This is a genomic window from Leucobacter aridicollis, assembly GCF_024399335.1.
GTDB lineage: Bacteria > Actinomycetota > Actinomycetes > Actinomycetales > Microbacteriaceae > Leucobacter > Leucobacter aridicollis_A.
Map to the genome: position 1 here is coordinate 2,464,000 of NZ_CP075339.1, position 16,032 is coordinate 2,480,031.

The following is a 16,032-nucleotide window of genomic DNA, read 5'->3' on the forward strand; positions in this document are numbered from 1 at the left end:
ACGCAGCGTGACTGCCCGTTCAGGCCTCTCGCCGGTGAAGTTGCGTGCGATTTCTCGGCGCGATGGCGCCGCTGCCACTTACGATGGTGTCGTGTCCCTCAGCCTTCGCAAGCTTCTCCAGAACCCGTCGCTCCACCTCAACCTGATCGTTGGCGGCGAGGAGGGCACGACCGATGAGCAAGCGCTCGACCGCGACTTCGAGTGGCTGCATGCCACGGACATGGTCGACCCGACGCCGTTCCTCGGCCCTGCTGAGGTGATTCTCACCCTCGGCTGGCAGTTTCCAGTCACTGAGGCCGCCGATCCCGCAATCCCAGAGGTCCGCGTCTCCCCAGCTCGCCTTGAGCGCGTGTACGAGGACTACGTTGCGCTCGTCGCCGCGCACGGTGTAATCGGAATCGGGTTTGGCAGCGACGTGCTGCACCGCGGGGTGCCTCACCCGCTCGCCCAAGCGTGTAGGCGCCATGGCCTCATCCTATTCGAAGTGCCATACGAGATCTCATTCATGGACATCCTGCAGGAGGCGTCCCGCGTATTGCAGCGCGACCAGACGGAGCGGTACGGGCGCTCGCTGCGGGCGCAGAAAGCGATCGCGAATGCCGCGACGCGGCGCGACGGACTCAGCGCGACGCTGCGGGAGACCGCACGGCAGCTCGGCTGTGGTGTTGCCCTGTATGACCCGCTCGGTCACCCCGTGATCGTGATTGACGCGCCAGACGGGAGACGCCTCTCTGAGCCAAAGCTCACCGCGATTGTGCAAGAAACACTCGCGGGCGGCCAGCGGTTCCGTTCAGCACAGGTCACCGCCGACGTTGAAGCGATCCTCCAGCTGCTCGGGGAGCCAGGCGAGCCGAGCGGGATGCTCGTGTTGACGCTAAGCCAGGCGTTCGATGACGTCTCGCGCAACGTGCTGTCGAGCGTGCTTGCGCTCGTGAGTGTCTCGCTCGAGCAGAACCAGGCGCTTGAGCGGCTACACTCGACGCTGCGCGACGCACTCCTGCAGCTCGTGCTGTCTGGAAATGTTGGCGTGACCTCCCACATCGTCGAGAGCGTGTGGCGACCACTCCCCCAGGTACCGCTTGTGACGATCGTTGGGGTGCCGCGCGACGTCGAGACGGTTCGGGTGCTGCCTGCACTGGAGGCGCTGCAGCTTCAAGAGGACCTCGGAATCTTCTTTGCGGAGTATCGTGGCGACCTCGCAGTTCTCGCACACGAGCGCGACGCCGATAGGGTCATCGCTCATCTTGAGACGTTCCCGCTCACGCTCGGTAGATCACGCTGCGACCGCTGGGAGGGGCTCGCACTGGCCCTGGACGAGGCGAAGAAGGCGGCGGAGTTCGGCCTCCGGCGAGAGGCCGCGACCGTCACCGCCTTCCCCGACATTTGGCGAGAGGGAGTGTCGGACCTCATCGACTCCTCGGAGGCCGCTCACGTCGCACGCAGATTGCTTGGCCCAGTGACCACCTACGACGTCGAGCACGGCACCGAACTACTCACGACGCTGCGTGTGTGGCTCAGCCACCACGGCCGGCCGTTGCCAGCTGCGCGAGACCTCGGCATCCACAGGCACACTCTTGGGGCGAGGTTGCAGCAGATTTCGGTGCTGACTGGCACAGACCTTGAGGATTTCCAGGCGCGTGCGGAGCTCGCGCTCGCGCTGAGATATCTACAGAACTAAGGCCTCTCCAACAAAATGTCGATGAGGCCATAGCCTTATCGACAATTAGCCACACGCCACGTATCCGCCCACCCGACAAACCGTCGGCACAGCACCGATATTTGTGCAAACTGGCGAATGCGCCAACGCTCTGGATTCCGCATGCTTGAGTGTGGCCCCACCGGCCCCCACCGCAAAGGAGCGATGTATGACAAAACTCAAGCGAAGTCTCGGCTTCGGCGCCGCCTACGCGGCATCAACAGGACTCGTGGTCTCGGGAACCGCGATGGTTTCCCTCGGCAACGGGTTTGGCACTGGCGGACTCGCGTTCGCGATTCCTGCGTTCATTGGCCTCATCATCATCACGATGGTCGCGATCTCGTACGGCGAGCTCGCGTCGATGCTGCCAGGCGGCGGAATGGTCGGCGAGTACACCCTCCCCGCGCTCGGCAGACTCCCAGCGATCCTCGCGGTGCTCGGTGGCTACCTCGTGCTCGTCTCGGCAGACGGCGGCACCCAGCTGATGGTCGCCGGCGACTCATTCGAAAGCCTCACGGGCTTCCCTGCCGCGGCGTTCTCGTTCCTCCTGCTCGCGATCCTGCTCGTCTTGAACATCGCGGGCGTCGACATCTTCGCTCGCGTGCAAATCCCGGTCGTGTTCGGCCTCATGGGCATCCTCGCGATCATGGGCCTGGCCGGAGTCTTTGGCTTCACCAGCCAGACGCCCGTCGACAACCCGGCACTCAACACTGACTGGGGCACCCTCGCGTCAATGGGCGCCGTCGCGATCTGGCTCTACATCGGCATGGAGTTCGTTGCTCCCCTCGCCGAAGAGGTCAAGAAGCCGTGGAAGACGATCCCGGCCGCGATGATCGTCGGTGTCTGCACGATCTTTGTCGTCGACGTGCTGTTCGGCTGGGGCGCGACCCGCTTCGCCGACCTTGGCGAGATGGCGAGCTCCTCGATCCCGCACGTCGTCGGCGCGACAGCAATCTTTGGCGCCGCCGGCGGCGTCATCATGACCGTCGTCACGATCCTCGCGTCGTTCTCGACCGGCAACTCATACCTCGCGGCGATCCCGCGGATGCTCTACGGCCTCGCAAACGAGGGCCTCCTGCCGAAGTGGCTCGCAAAGGTCAGCCGCCGCACTCGCGTACCGTGGGCAGGCATGCTCGTGACAGCCGCGTGCATGGCCTCGGTGCTGCTCTACTCGACTTTCGCCGAGGGCGGCATCGAACTGATCTTGAACCTCATCAGCATCGCATGTACGACCTGGCTGTTCAGCTACATCATCGCCCAGATCGACGTCATCGTGCTTCGCAAGCGCTACCCGAACGCGCGCCGTCCGTTCAAGACGCCGTTCTACCCGCTGCCCCAGATTCTCGGCATTGCGTCGTGCGTCTACCTCATCGTGTTCATCGTCCCCGAGATGAGCCAGCGCATCGTCATCTGGTCGAGCGCTGCAATCATCCTCGGCGCGATCGCACTGTTCGGCGTGATCTGGCTGAAGCGCAACCGACTCCCGCTCTTCACCCCGACAGACCTCACGCACACACAGAACAACATCGTCGTGCGTTCTGAGAGTCTGGGCGATGACGAGCTCGGCTCGCCGCTCGCGGCTCCGTCGGTCCTGCAGCGCGAGACAGACGGCGAAGTTCGATGACACACGCACGCGTGCGCAAGCACCCGCTCGCGGGTTCGGGACCGATCGTCGATCGTGCCCGCGCCGCGCTACTGCGAACCGCTACCGAATTTGGCGAGGTCGTGGCGAGCGACATGACCTCGGTCACGGCACGCACCCGGGACGGCATCGACGTCACCCTGAGCTACGCGGGCGGCAACTTCGTGTTCTCGCGGGTCTACAACCTCACGCTCTCGGTCGCCCTTCCGGCCGAGTCCGACGTGCCGACCGGGCTGAAGCTCTCGCACCGCGCCCGCAGCGGCCCGCAGTTCGTGCGGGCGGGCTCTGGGGCTGGCGGCGCGGGACTCCCCGCGGCTCGCCCCGCTGCAGCCAGTTCCTCTGGCGGTGGCGGGGCGCTCGCCGCGCTCCACCGTTCCGTGGGCGACTTGCTGCGCGGCGTAGACCTTGTCACCGCAACAGTGTCGGGCCCGCGCACCTCGCGTACGCTCACGCTCACCCCGATGGGCGGATCTTACGTGTGGGTGCTCATCCCGCCCGTGTTCAAAGCCACAGCGTTCCCCGCTGGCGAGCCCGAGCGGCTACTCGAGATCGTCCGCGCGCTCCGCACCTGGTCCCCACTCTCAGTTTGACTCATTCGAAAGGATCATCATGATCACCATGAACGCGGCCGTCTTCGTCGGCCCGAACGAACCCCTCGAGCTCCGCGAACTCACGATCTCGTCTGAGCCGGGACCCCAGGAGGTACTCGTTCGTCTTGTCGCTTCTGGCGTCTGCCATTCCGACCTGCACGCGCTCGACGGCGATTGGGAGACCCCTGCCCCACTCGTGCTCGGTCACGAGGGCGCCGGTGTCGTCGTCGCCGTCGGCTCCGAGGTGACGGGACTCGAGGCCGACGACCACGTGATCCTCTCGTGGACGCCCTCATGCCAGAAGTGCGAGTTCTGCGTTGCGGGACGCCCCGTGCTCTGCCAACTGGCGAACGAAACCGCATACCAGCATGTCTTCTTCGACGGAAAGCCGCGCCTGCGCGACGGCGATGAAGACGTGCGAAGCTTCCTCGCAGTCGGCTCGTTCGGCGAGTACGCCATGGTTCCGGCCTCGGCCGCGATCAAGATTCGGCGCGACGCCCCGCTCGCGCAGGCAGCCCTCGTTGGGTGCGCAGTGACAACCGGCATCGGCGCTGTCACAAACACCGCGGGGGTTGAGCCGGGCAGCACCGTGCTCGTTGTCGGCTGCGGCGGCGTCGGCCTGAACGTCGTGCAGGGTGCGCGCCTCGCCGGCGCAAAGCAGATCATCGTCGCAGATGTGAGCGCCGAGAAGCTCGAACTTGGTCGAACCTTCGGCGCGACTCACACAATCAACAGCCGCGAGGTCGACCTCGTCGAGACAGTCATGGCTCTCACCGATGGACGAGGCGTCGACTACGCGTTCGAAGCAATCGGGCTGCCCTTCACGATCGAGGCATGCTACGAGGCGATCCGGCGCGGTGGCACTGCCGTTGTGGTCGGCCAGGTCGCAGACGGCGTGAAGATCTCGATCGACCCGTTTGTCATGAGCGACCAAGAGAAGCGCCTCATTGGCTCGAACTACGGCTCGAGCCGGCAGTCGATCGATTTCCCGAAGATCATCGATCTCTACATGGAGGGCCGTGTTGACCTCGACTCCATGGTGACCGACCGAATCCCCCTCAGCGGCGTGAACGAGGCGTTCGCGGAGATGCGCAAGGGGCGCGGTATTCGCACTGTCATCGAGTACAGCGGCTAACAGCCTCCTGCCGGCCTGGCTCGGCTCGGCCCCGACCTGGGCCGGGCCCGGCCCCGGCTCTCGCCCCGACCCCGACCTCCAGCCGAGACCGCGGCCGAGACCGCACGCGCTCTCCGAGACCGCCTGTTTCTTAAGTGAAAGACAGGCGGTGTCGGAGGGCGCGTGCGGTCTCGGCGGGTCGGCGGGCTCGGCGGGCTCGGCGGGCTCGGCGGGCCGGCGGGCTCGGCGGGCCGGCGGGCTCGGCGGGCCGGCGGCGAGCCAGCGGCACAGCAGCTACGAGATGAGGTGCATGATCTCGAGCTGCACCGCTGCGGCGACGCAAAGCCCTGTCGCGAGGAGCAATACTCGCACCCAAGCCGTGCGTCCCCTGGCAACGAGGAGCGAGACGAGCAGCGCACCAATTGGCACGAAGATCGCGAGCCCAAGCAGCGTCCAGGGCAGCGGCCCGAGAGCTTCGCCGAGGAAGGTCGACATCCCCATGAGGTTTCCGATGCCGGCGACAACTGCGTAGGCGTACAGCGCGATGATCACCACAGCGGCGCCCCACGCAGAGATCAACTTCACGTTCACAGTGCAGCTCCGCTCAGAAACACCATTGGCAGGGGGAAGGTAACGATGAGCCCGGCAACAAGCGCGAACACGAGCTTTCGCGTGTGCGCGCGTGCAAGCACGAGTGCCGAAATGAACCAGAAGACGGGTGCGAGAGGGGCGATCCAGAAGACGATCTGCTGGAGCACACCACCGATCGAGCCGCTCCCCGCAGCAGCCGCAGCGTTGACGTCAGCGTAATACTGCGCCCAGCTCATCCATACCCAGGCGTAGAGCATGAACAAGCCGCCTGAGAGCCCGAGCAGCACGACCGTCAGATTGCTCATCTGCTGTGGCTGCGCTTCTCGCTCGCCAGCGCCTGCCTCATCGGCGGACTCAGCAGCGGCCTCCGCGGTTGCTCCCACAGGGGTTGCCGCTACTGCCGGGTCTTCGATAGTCGGGGTGGCCTCCACGGTCCACCCACTGTGCAGGGCGCTCTCACGCTCATCGCCACTTCCCGTTCGCATGCTCACAATGCTATCGAGCTTCCGCGCGAGGGTTCTGAGAATGCGATCCCGAGCGATCCCCTTCGGCTCCGCCCCGCACCGCCCCTCCCGCTGCTGTGTAGTGCCATTAACTTTGCGACGTAAATCCGTTGCAGATTCGTCACCGGAGAACCGCTATCGCCGGGCTACACTTAAAGCGACTTCATAGAAATGTCGACAAAGGAATAGCACCACCGTGGTTGAACCCAAAAAGAATGAGTCCGGCAAGGCCGCGGCATCAGCAGAGTCCGCAGCCGACGCGTCATGGACGCCGACCGCAACAGCAAAGTCGAAGGCGACGAAGTTCAGGTGGATCGCCGCGATCCTCTGGGCAGTCGCTATCGCGCTTGAGGCAGTCTCGATCTTCTGGCTGCTTCGCCAGCGGGAGTTCGTTGGCGAAGACGGCACCCTTGTCCGCAACCAAGACACGGGCCTCATCGAGCAGCAGAACGCGACCGCCGTGTTCCCGCAGTGGGCGTTCGTTACCCTCATCGTCGCCCTCGTCGTGATTGCTGCACTTGCGATCACTGGCTCGATGCTCTGGAAGAAGGCGAACCGTCTCGACCCCGCGCGTCAGTCCGAGACCGTGAAGTTCTTCGTGCAGAACCAGCTCGGTGCGATCATCGCGATCATCGCGTTCCTTCCGCTCATCGTGCTGATTTTCACGAACAAAGACATGGATGGCAAGCAGAAGGGCATCGCAGGCGCTATCGGTATCGTTCTCGCTCTCGCCGCGACCGCCCTCGGCATCGATTACAACCCGGCATCCGTCGAGAAGTACGACGCTGACCAGTCCACGGTCATCCAGCTGCTCGGCCAGGACGAGGTCGTCTGGGTCGACGGCGGCACGGTCTACCACGTATGCGAGAACGTCTCAGATATTCAGACGGGCTCTGACAAGCGCGTCGGCACGACTGCTGAGGCTGTCGAGGCAGGCAAGCAGCGCCTCACGCTGAAGTTCGCGAGCGAGCTACAGAAGTGCGGCCTGAACGTTCCCGAGAACGCGTCCGAGATCGAGGCCGCGCTCAAGGAGATTCAGGGCGGCGCGACCGACGTCACGCTTCCGGCTCCAGAGTGGGCGAACCCGAGCGACGCTCCGATCGTCATCGAGAACGCTCCCGCAGCGTAGGTTCGAACACGTTGACGCCGCGTGGCCCCGGGGATTCCCGGGGCCACGCGGCATTTTAGGATGGATAGATGAGTGCCCACCGTTTCGACCTCTCCGCGATCGGAGCGGGCCTGCCTGTCGCACGCGCTGAAGCAGAAATTGAAGCGGCGATTGCCACAGGTGCTGCAGTGATCGCCGCACCACCGGGCACCGGCAAGACGACGTTCGTCCCTGCGCTCACAGCAAACTTCGTCACGAGGCTCGCCCGCGCCTCAGCTGGCTCACAGACGACGCTCCTCAGCCAGCCTCGCCGCGTTGCGGTCCGCGCTGCGGCGAGGCGTCTCGCCAGTCTCGATGGGAGCCAGATCGGCGGCCCAGTTGGGTTCACCGTGCGCGGCGAACGCAGCGTGGGGCCCGACACGGTGCTGGAGGCGCTCACTCCGGGCGTGCTGCTCAGGCGCCTACTGTCAGACCCTTCGCTCGAGGGCGTCGGCGCGGTGATCTTGGACGAGATTCACGAACGTTCAGTTGACAGTGACATCCTGCTCGGGATGCTCGCCGAGGTTCGCGAGCTCCGACCCGACCTCACAGTCGTCGCAATGTCGGCTACCCTCGACTCAGCCGCGACCTCCGAGCTGCTCGACGCCAAGGTTGTCGACGTGCCGTCGCCGCTGCACCCGCTATCCATTGAGTACGCCCCGGCACCGGGCCAGCGCCTCGACGACCGTGGTGTGAGTCGCGATTTCCTTGCGCACGTCGCCGAGCTCGCTGTCACGGAACAGGCCGCCTCCGGCAGCGACGCACTCGTGTTCCTCCCCGGCGCACGCGAGGTCGACGAGGTCGCACGGATCGCCCGCGACCTCGTGAGCCGGAACGGGGCCTCCCCCGTCGATATCCTCCCGCTACACGGTAGGCTCTCCTCACGCGAGCAGGATCGCGCGGTCTCAGGACGCCACGCGCACGACGCCCCGCGGATCATCGTGAGCACCGCGCTCGCTGAGAGCTCGCTCACCGTTCCCGGAGTCAGACTTGTCATTGATGCTGGGCTCTCTCGCGAGACACGGCGAGACCAGGCGCGAGACATGACTGGCCTCGTGACCGTTGGCGCGTCGCGCGCGAGCGCCGAGCAGCGTGCTGGCCGCGCCGCCCGTGAGGGGGCCGGCCGAGCTATCCGCGCATTCTCGGAGACCGATTTCGCCCGGATGCCCGCCGCTGTCACACCCGAGATCCTCTCGGCAGACCTCACCGATGCCGCGCTGCTGCTCGCTGCTTGGGGCACGCCTGGGGCTGCGGGGCTGCGCCTCGCTACGCCTGCGCCACCCGCAGCGCTCGCCAGGGCACTTGCAACCCTTCGATCCCTCGAGCTCACTGACGCGAACGACAGAGTGACAGCGCTCGGAAGTCGGGTTGCGGGCCTCCCCTTCGGCGTCCGCGAGGCACGCGCACTGCTCCAGGGGGTGCGCGATTCCGGCGATCCTGATCGGGTCGGCGAGATTGTCGCCGCGTTCTCCGGGGACTACCGGGCGAGCGACGCCGATCTCGCGACGCTGCTCCGCGCGCTCCGGACCGGACGGCAGCCGGGCGCGGACCGCTGGCGCGGGGAGGCGAAGCGACTCGCAAAGATCGCAAGCGATGAGCTGCGGGGAGCCCCGGAGACGCACGGCGACGCAGCGCGCGACAGCTCGAGCGGCGGGCGCGTCACAGCTCTCGCCCGCCCCGAGTGGATCGCCAGGCGGACCGCCGAGCATTCCCGAAGCTACCTCTTCGCGAGTGGTACCCGTGCAGCGCTCCCCGAAGGCAGCCCACTCGCAGCTTCGGAGTGGATAGCTGTCCGCGAGGTCCAGCGCGCCGAGGGCCGCGCCGCAGACGGCACCGGGGCGGTCATCCGGCTCGCCGCAAGCATAACCGCCGAGGACGCAGTGGAGATCGGTGGATCGCTCCGGTCACGCTCACGCATCGCCAAGATCGACAGCGGAAAAGTGCGGGTGCGCGAAGAGGATCGCCTTGGAGCAATCTTGCTCTCCTCCAGCCCAGCCGAGCCGCGCCCGGACGACGCAGGCCCGGCGTTCGCTGCGCACCTGCGGGAGACGGGCCTCACCGCGCTCAACTGGACGACAGCGGCCGGGACCCTACGGGCAAGGCTCGCGCTCCTGCATCGCGAGCTTCACGACCCCTGGCCCGACGTCTCGGACCTGGCGCTTCTTGACACCATCCCTGAATGGCTCGGCCCCGACCTCTCCGGGATGAACCCAAAGGCCTCCCTCGCAGCCCTCGATGTGACGAGCGCACTGCGCAGGCTCCTCCCCTGGCCAGAAGCAGCGAGACTCGACGACCTCGTGCCCGAGCGGCTGCCCGTGCCGTCGGGCTCAACCGTCGCCATCGACTACGCGCCGGCGCTCGATGCAAGCGGGCGCCCCATCGTCGCAGTGAAACTGCAGGAGGTGTTCGGGCTGGCAGAGACGCCGAGACTCGTGAGCGGCAAAGTTCCGGTGCTATTCCACTTGCTCTCCCCCGCGCGCCGACCGCTCGCAGTGACCGACGACCTTGCGTCATTCTGGGACGGGCCGTACCAAGACGTGCGTCGCGAGATGCGGGGCAAATACCCGAAGCATCCGTGGCCCGAGGACCCGTGGGCAGCCGAGGCAACCGCCAAAACAAAACGAGCCGCTGGACGAGGCGGTTAGGCGGGCTCAGGGAGGGTGAGCGTCATCGGCAGACACACGTCTGCCGCCGACTTCCGTGGGGCACAGCCGCGCCTCAGCGGGCAGCGAGCACCGCGTCCCGCTGCGCGATGCTGAGGTGTCGCACCGCCTCGCGGATCGTAACGCCCGAGGCCCGCTGCGCCCGCGGGAGCAGCCACTCGTATACGTCGTCTGGCCGCTTCCGCGACATGTCTCGCAGCACCCACCCGATCGCTTTGCGGATGAAGAACTCCCGTTCGTCGAGCAGGGAGTCAGCGGCTCGCGAAAACCGATCCCAGTCGCCGCGCCCCTCGCGCAGTGGCACCAGGTGCGCGAGCAGGGCCGCGCGCCGGAGCCAAAAGTCATCGTCGACGAGCCACCTGTCAAGCACGGCGCCGAACCGCTCCTCGCGCTCGGCGACAGGCCCAACAACGTTTGCCGCGATGTTGTCGACAAGTGCCCATGTCCCTGCCTCGCGGAGCAGCCGTTCGAGCAATTCGGCGTCGGCGATCTCAAGCACCGAGTGATGACGCTCGAGCAGCTCAACAGCCGCTGCCCGGCGCTCATGGACTGGAGTGCCGGAAGCTCCCGGCGACCACAGGTCGGTGACCACTGCACGCAGGGCTGGCCGGTCGAGCTGCACGCCCTGAAGTGCGGCCCGCACAGCCTGCCGCATCTGCGGCACCGTGACACCGTAGTGTACGTTTTCACTCTTGAGGTATGCTCGCTCGCGCTCGGCGCGCTCCGGGGTCGCGCGTGCACGAAGCTCCGCGTCGATCCTGTCTGCCAACTCAGCTGCACACATACCGTAAGCATACGGGCCCCGGGGAGAAACTCCCCGGGGCCCGTATGCTGACGTCTCGTCAGGCGTGACCGCCCGCGAGCATTGCGCAGCCGTTAGCGCGCAGCGCTGCCGTCGACGTAATCCGAATCCTGCTGCTGCCATGCGAACAGCTTGCGGAGCTCGACACCGGTCTTCTCGATCGGGTGCGACTCTTCCTTCTCGCGGAGGGCAGTGAACTCGGGCGCGCCCGCATCCTGATCCTCGATGAAGCGCTTGGCGAAGGTGCCGTCCTGAATGTCCTTGAGCACACCCTGCATGCGCTCCTTGACACCAGCGTCGATGACGCGGGGGCCCGAGACGTAGTCGCCGTACTCAGCGGTGTCGGAGATCGACCAGCGCTGCTTCGCAATGCCGCCCTCCCACATGAGGTCGACGATGAGCTTGAGCTCGTGAAGTACCTCGAAGTAGGCGATCTCTGGCTGGTAGCCAGCCTCGGTGAGCGTCTCGAAGCCTGCCTGCACGAGGTGGCTCATACCACCGCAGAGCACCGCCTGCTCGCCAAAGAGATCAGTCTCGGTCTCCTCGGTAAAGGTCGTCTTGATGACGCCAGCGCGGGTGCCACCGATAGCCTTCGCGTACGACTTCGCGGTCTCCCAAGCGGTGCCCGATGCGTCAACCTCGACTGCAATGATGTCGGGGATACCGCGGCCAGCCTCGAACTCGCGGCGCACGGTGTGGCCGGGAGCCTTCGGAGCGACGAGGATCACGTCAACGCCAGCAGGAGCCTCGATGTAGCCGTAACGGATGTTGAAGCCGTGAGCGAATGCAAGAGTCTTGCCCTCGGTCATGTGCTGCGCGACATGGTCGTTGTAGATGCCGCGCTGGTGCTGATCCGGCGCGAGCAGCATAATGACGTCGGCCCACTCTGCCGCGTCCGCCACGTTCTTCACGGTGAAGCCGGCCTCTTCGGCCTTCTGGATCGACTTCGACCCGTCCTTCAGTGCAATGACGACCTCGACGCCCGAGTCGCGGAGGTTCATCGCATGCGCGTGTCCCTGCGAGCCGTATCCGACGATGGCAACCTTCTTGCCCTGAATGATCGACAGGTCTGCATCGCTGTCGTAGTACATTTCAGCCACTGGCCGTTCTCCTTTGTTGTGTGGTGTGTGATGCTGTGAAATCTTGTGGCAGCCCGAACACGGGGCCGGGCCGCACGGTTAAACCTTGAAGACCCGCTCAGAGATCGACTTCGAGCCGCGCCCCATCGCAATGAGGCCTGACTGCGCGATCTCCTTGATCCCGTATGGCTCGAGCACCCGAAGGAACGCCTCGATCTTCCCGGAGTCGCCTGTCACCTCGATTGTGAGTGCCTCCGGCACAACGTCGACGACGCGTGCGCGGAACAGGCTCACGGCCTCAAGCACGTGCGACCGGGTCTGGTTGTCCGCGCGCACCTTGATGAGCACGTGTTCGCGCTGCACCGAGTTGCTCGCGTCGAGCTCGACGATCTTGATGACGTTGACGAGCTTGTTGAGCTGCTTGGTGACCTGCTCAAGCAGCACCTCGTCTTCGTCAACGACGACAGTGATGCGCGACAGACCGTCCATCTCCGTCGGGCCGACGGCGAGCGACTCAATGTTGAAACCGCGACGAGCGAACAGGCCGGCGACGCGAGTCAACAGGCCAGGCTTATCCTCAACGAGGAGGCTGAGTACGTGACGAGCCATGATTACTCTTCCTCCCACTCAGGGGCTTGCTCAAGTGCATACTGTACGTCGCTGTTCGACGTGCCCTGGCGGACCATCGGCCACACCATCGCGTCGGCGCTCACGACAAAGTCGATCACGACAGGGCGGTCGTTTGTCTCAAGCGCGAGCTTGATAGCCGCGTCGATCTCGTCTTCCCGCTCCACGCGGATAGCGAGACACCCATACGCCTCACCGAGTTTCACGAAGTCGGGAACGCGCTGCGAACCGTGTCCGGTGTTGAGCTCAGTGTTCGAGTAGCGACCATCGTAGATGAGGGTCTGCCACTGGCGCACCATGCCGAGCGACGAGTTGTTGATGACTGCGACCTTGATCGGAATGTTGTTCACGACACAGGTCGCGAGCTCCTGGTTCGTCATCTGGAAGCAACCATCGCCGTCGATCGCCCAGACCGTGCGCTCCGGCTCTGCGACCTTAGCGCCCATGGCTGCAGGAACCGCGTAGCCCATGGTGCCAGCGCCGCCGGAGTTCAGCCAGGCGTTCGGGCGCTCGTACTTGATGAACTGCGCTGCCCACATCTGGTGCTGGCCGACGCCCGCGGCGTAGATCGCCTCGGGGCCGGTCAGCTCGCCGATGCGCTGGATCACGTGCTGAGGCGACAGCAGCCCATCGCTCGTCTCGGCGTAGCCGAGCGGGTACGTCTCCTGCAGGCCGCGCAGCCGCTCCCACCAGGCAGTGGTGTCCGCGAAATCCCGGGCGAGCTTCGCCGTCGACACCGCAGCAATCAGGTCGGAGATGACGTCGGCAGCGTCGCCCACGATCGGGACATCTGCCGCGCGGATCTTGCCGATCTCGGCGGGATCGATGTCGGCGTGGATGACCTTCGCGTCCGGGGCAAACAGCGCCGCCTTGCCAGTCACCCGGTCGTCAAAGCGAGCGCCAAGCGTGATGAGGAGGTCTGCCTCCTGCAGCGCGAGCACCGCGGGAACTGTTCCGTGCATGCCGGGCATACCGAGATGTTGAGGGTGCGAGTCTGGGAAGACGCCACGAGCCATCAGTGTGGTGACGACGGGAGCGCCGACGAGCTCGGCGAGCTGCTTGAGCTCTTCGGATGCTCCGGCCCGACCAACGCCGCCGCCTACATAGAAGACCGGACGCTGCGCTTCGGCGATGAGCTCGGCAGCAGCCTGGATCTGCTTACTGTTCGCCTTCGTGATGGGGCGATAGCCAGGCAGCTCGACGCGCGGATCCCAGACGAAGTCGAGCTCCCCTTCCTGTGCGTCCTTGGTGATGTCAACCAGCACTGGACCGGGCCGGCCAGTCGACGCAAGGTGGTACGCGGCCGCGATCGCGGCAGGTACTTCCTCGGCAGTCTTCACGAGGAACGAATGCTTGGTGATGGGCATCGTAATGCCCATAATGTCGGCCTCCTGGAACGCATCCGTCCCCATGAGGTGCGAGAACACCTGACCGGTGATCGCGAGCAGCGGCACCGAATCCATGTACGCATCGGCAATTGCCGTGACAAGGTTCGTGGCGCCTGGGCCCGAGGTCGCAATCGCGACGCCGACCTTGCCTGATGCGGCTGCATACCCCTCGGCAGCGTGGCCGCCGCCCTGCTCGTGACGCACAAGCACGTGACGGAGGTGTTCATCGCCCATGAGCGTGTCGTAGAGCGGCAGAACAGCGCCGCCGGGAAGACCGAAGACATCGGTTACACCGAGCGCATCAAGGCTGCGGACAACAGCCATGGCGCCGGTCATGCGTTCGCCGCGGGCTGGCGGCTCCCCTGTTTGACGTTGAATAGCGTTCGACTCGAGGGTCATTCTTTGCTTTCTTACGGTGGTGGATGAGCGCAGGGCATTGGCGGCCCAGCGCAAGACAGGTGTGGAAACTAGCCGGTGATGGCACCCTCAGATGCCGAATGCACGAGCTTCGCGTACTTTGCGAGCACTCCTCGCGTATAGCGCGGGGGAAGCGGGGCCCAGTTCGCACGTCGGGCCTCAAGCTCAGCGGGGTCTACCAGCAGATCGAGCGTCTGTGCCGCGATGTCAACCCGAATCAGGTCACCGTCGTGCACGAGCGCTACTGGGCCTCCATCCGAGGCCTCAGGCGCGATGTGGCCGATACACAGGCCGGTTGTGCCGCCCGAGAATCTGCCGTCCGTCAATAGTAGTACATCTTTCCCAAGGCCCGCGCCCTTGATCGCGCCAGTGATCGCAAGCATCTCGCGCATACCCGGGCCGCCCTTCGGGCCCTCGTAGCGGATGACAACAATATCGCCCTTGCCGATCTTGCCCTCGGTGAGCGCATCCATCGCGGCGCGCTCGCGTTCGAAGACGCGCGCGGGCCCCTCGAACACCTCAGCATCGAAGCCGGCGGTCTTCACAACCGCTCCCTCAGGTGCGAGCGTGCCGTGCAGGATAGTCAGGCCGCCAGTCGCATGGATCGGGTCATCGAGGTGATGAATGACCTTGCCGTCAATGGGGTCAGGGTTCAGCTCCGCGAGGTTCTCGGCCATCGTCTTGCCAGTGACAGTAAGCGCATCGCCATGCAGCAGCCCAGCGTCGAGCAGTGCCTTCAACACGACCGGAACGCCGCCCTGACGGTCAATGTCAGCCATCACGTACTTGCCGAACGGCTTCATGTCTGCAAGGTGGGGCACCTTCGCGCCGATGCGATTGAAATCCGCGAGCGTGAGGTCAACCTCGGCCTCACGCGCGATCGCGAGGAGGTGCAGCACCGCGTTCGTTGACCCGCCGTAGGCCATGAGCAGCGTGATCGCGTTCTCGAACGCCTTCTTGGTGAGAATGTCGCGCGCGGTGATGCCCTTCGCGATCATGTTCACAACTGCCTCACCTGAGCGGTGCGCGAAGTAGTCGCGGCGGCGATCATACGAGGGCGGAGCTGCCGAGCCCGGAAGGCTCATACCGAGCGCCTCCGCGATCGACGCCATCGTGTTCGCGGTGTACATACCACCGCACGCACCCTCGCCCGGAACGATCGCGCACTCGATGCGCTTCAGATCTTCTTCGCTCATCGTGCCGGCCTTGCAGGCGCCAACGGCCTCGAAGGCGTCGATGATCGTGACTTCCTTTTCCGTGCCGTCGGTGAGCTTCACCCAACCAGGCGCAACGGATCCCGCGTAGAGGAAGACCGACGCGAGATCGAGCCTGGCGGCAGCCATGAGCATGCCCGGCAGCGACTTGTCACAACCGGCGAGCAGCACTGACCCATCGAGGCGTTCAGCCATCATCACAGTCTCTACGGAGTCAGCGATGACCTCACGCGAAACGAGCGAGAAATGCATCCCCTCGTGCCCCATCGAGATGCCGTCAGACACCGACACCGTGCCAAACTGCAGCGGGTATCCCCCGCCTGAGTGCACGCCCTCTTTCGCGCCCTGCGCGAGCCGGTCAAGGCTGAGGTTGCACGGGGTGATCTCGTTCCACGAGCTGGCGATCCCGATCTGGGGCTTGTCCCAATCTTCGTCACCCATGCCGACAGCGCGAAGCATGCCGCGCGCCGCGGCCTTTTCAATACCGTCGGTAACGTCGCGACTGCGCGGCTTCATATCGATATTTGACTTCTCTGCCATGAACTCATCCTACGCCCTG

The 16,032-nt window shown here is 65.3% G+C and carries 13 protein-coding genes; 6 read left to right on the forward strand and 7 right to left on the reverse strand.

The window, feature by feature from the left end; all coding sequences use genetic code 11:
- The first annotated feature begins 91 nt into the window (after positions 1–91).
- The 4 genes from KI794_RS11070 to KI794_RS11085 all read left to right on the forward strand — a co-directional run bounded on the left by KI794_RS11070 (position 92) and on the right by KI794_RS11085 (position 5,063).
- Entirely contained in the window at positions 92–1,678 is a 1,587-nt protein-coding gene (locus KI794_RS11070; RefSeq protein ID WP_255808124.1) for a PucR family transcriptional regulator, read from the forward strand.
- Between the two features lie 187 nt (positions 1,679–1,865).
- Complete coding sequence (locus tag KI794_RS11075) at positions 1,866–3,320, forward strand: APC family permease (RefSeq protein WP_255808125.1); 1,455 nt, start codon at positions 1,866–1,868, stop codon at positions 3,318–3,320.
- Positions 3,317–3,928, forward strand: coding sequence for a hypothetical protein (locus tag KI794_RS11080; protein WP_255808126.1), 612 nt, complete (start codon positions 3,317–3,319; stop codon positions 3,926–3,928). The genes KI794_RS11075 and KI794_RS11080 overlap by 4 nt, the downstream gene beginning before the upstream one ends.
- A 19-nt stretch (positions 3,929–3,947) precedes the next feature.
- Complete coding sequence (locus KI794_RS11085) at positions 3,948–5,063, forward strand: Zn-dependent alcohol dehydrogenase (RefSeq protein ID WP_255808127.1); 1,116 nt, start codon at positions 3,948–3,950, stop codon at positions 5,061–5,063.
- Between the two features lie 273 nt (positions 5,064–5,336).
- Here KI794_RS11085 and KI794_RS11090 read toward each other — a convergent pair whose 3' ends face one another.
- Both KI794_RS11090 and KI794_RS11095 read right to left on the reverse strand, forming a co-directional pair.
- Entirely contained in the window at positions 5,337–5,633 is a 297-nt protein-coding gene (locus KI794_RS11090; protein WP_255808128.1) for a hypothetical protein, read from the reverse strand.
- On the reverse strand, positions 5,630–6,118 hold the full coding sequence (locus tag KI794_RS11095; protein WP_255808129.1) for a hypothetical protein: 489 nt from the start codon (positions 6,116–6,118) through the stop codon (positions 5,630–5,632). Before KI794_RS11095 ends, KI794_RS11090 begins: the two co-directional genes overlap by 4 nt.
- Positions 6,119–6,332: 214 nt before the next feature.
- Between KI794_RS11095 and KI794_RS11100 the strand changes: the two genes are divergently transcribed.
- Together KI794_RS11100 and hrpB are read left to right on the forward strand one after the other, a co-directional pair.
- On the forward strand, positions 6,333–7,265 hold the full coding sequence (locus KI794_RS11100) for a hypothetical protein (protein WP_119278885.1): 933 nt from the start codon (positions 6,333–6,335) through the stop codon (positions 7,263–7,265).
- Positions 7,266–7,333: 68 nt separating this feature from the next.
- A complete protein-coding gene (gene hrpB / locus KI794_RS11105; protein WP_255808130.1) occupies positions 7,334–9,928 on the forward strand; it encodes an ATP-dependent helicase HrpB in 2,595 nt (864 codons plus the stop codon).
- 73 nt (positions 9,929–10,001) lie between these two features.
- Here hrpB and KI794_RS11110 read toward each other — a convergent pair whose 3' ends face one another.
- The 5 genes from KI794_RS11110 to ilvD form a co-directional block, all read right to left on the reverse strand.
- Positions 10,002–10,730, reverse strand: coding sequence for a DNA alkylation repair protein (locus KI794_RS11110; protein ID WP_255808132.1), 729 nt, complete (start codon positions 10,728–10,730; stop codon positions 10,002–10,004).
- Positions 10,731–10,822: 92 nt separating this feature from the next.
- Positions 10,823–11,839 (reverse strand): ketol-acid reductoisomerase, encoded by a 1,017-nt coding sequence (ilvC, locus tag KI794_RS11115; protein ID WP_370647889.1) that lies wholly within the window; start codon positions 11,837–11,839, stop codon positions 10,823–10,825.
- Positions 11,840–11,926: 87 nt separating this feature from the next.
- A complete protein-coding gene (gene ilvN, locus KI794_RS11120) occupies positions 11,927–12,436 on the reverse strand; it encodes an acetolactate synthase small subunit (RefSeq protein ID WP_119278899.1) in 510 nt (169 codons plus the stop codon).
- A gap of 2 nt (positions 12,437–12,438) precedes the next feature.
- The gene (locus KI794_RS11125) at positions 12,439–14,274 is read right to left on the reverse strand and encodes an acetolactate synthase large subunit (protein WP_370647890.1); all 1,836 of its coding nucleotides are present in this window, start codon (positions 14,272–14,274) and stop codon (positions 12,439–12,441) included.
- A 35-nt stretch (positions 14,275–14,309) separates the two neighbouring features.
- Positions 14,310–16,013: a dihydroxy-acid dehydratase gene (gene ilvD, locus KI794_RS11130; RefSeq protein WP_119278903.1), complete on the reverse strand. Its 1,704-nt coding sequence runs from the start codon at positions 16,011–16,013 to the stop codon at positions 14,310–14,312.
- Positions 16,014–16,032 lie beyond the last annotated feature (19 nt).